Raw genomic sequence first — 656 nt, 5'->3', positions numbered from 1 at the left:
TTCCACTATCCCGCGCAGACCTACGCAGGTATTTTTCGCGACGTGGTCGAAGACGACGGTGCCGTCATTCTCGACGTGAGAACCCGCAAACTCCGCGAAGGTTCTGCATTTCTGGAAACTTTGGGTCAGGTTTCTTTACTTGTGGATGCGGCGCAAGGTGGTGCGAAACGGCTAATTGTCCGAAAAGGCCCGTAGGTTTATTGCGTGGGCAGCTTTGGCGCTTAGGCGCGAAAGAAAACGATCGTTTATCTGAGCAACAAAACACATGCTTTCGCAAACGAAAAAGACCTACCGAATGGGTAGGTCTTTTAGGGCTTAAAGCTCAGTGCACGACCGCATCATCAGGACGTGGCCGATCAGACGTTCCCAACCGGTCGCCAATAATAAGGCCGTCTGAGCCCGAAGTAACCGGGACGGTCTCACCATCCTTGATCTCACCAGCCAGCAATGCTTCGGCCAGAGGGTTCTGAAGCGCGCGTTGGATCACACGTTTCAGCGGACGGGCACCAAAGACCGGGTCATAGCCTTCATCGGCCAGCCATTGCTTGGCACCATCGTCCAGCGCCAGCTCGATCTTGCGGGCGGCCAGACGTTTTTGCAGACGCGCCATCTGGATATCGACGATGCCATCCATGTCGGCCCGCTTGAGCCGGTCA

The 656-nt window shown here is 55.6% G+C and carries 2 pseudogenes; one reads left to right on the top strand and one right to left on the bottom strand.

The features are described 5' to 3' along the window. Positions 1 to 195 (top strand): annotated as a pseudogene (locus tag ACR0C6_RS21885) (hypothetical protein); the annotation flags it as partial. Positions 196 to 322: 127 nt separating this feature from the next. Here the strand turns inward: ACR0C6_RS21885 and ACR0C6_RS21880 are convergent. Then, positions 323 to 656 (bottom strand): annotated as a pseudogene (locus ACR0C6_RS21880) (ATP-dependent chaperone ClpB); the annotation flags it as partial.

It is taken from the genome of Ruegeria sp. AL12 (assembly GCF_056540885.1).
The sequence above is the reverse complement of the archived record's forward strand: the minus strand, read 5'-3'. Positions and strand labels throughout refer to the sequence as shown.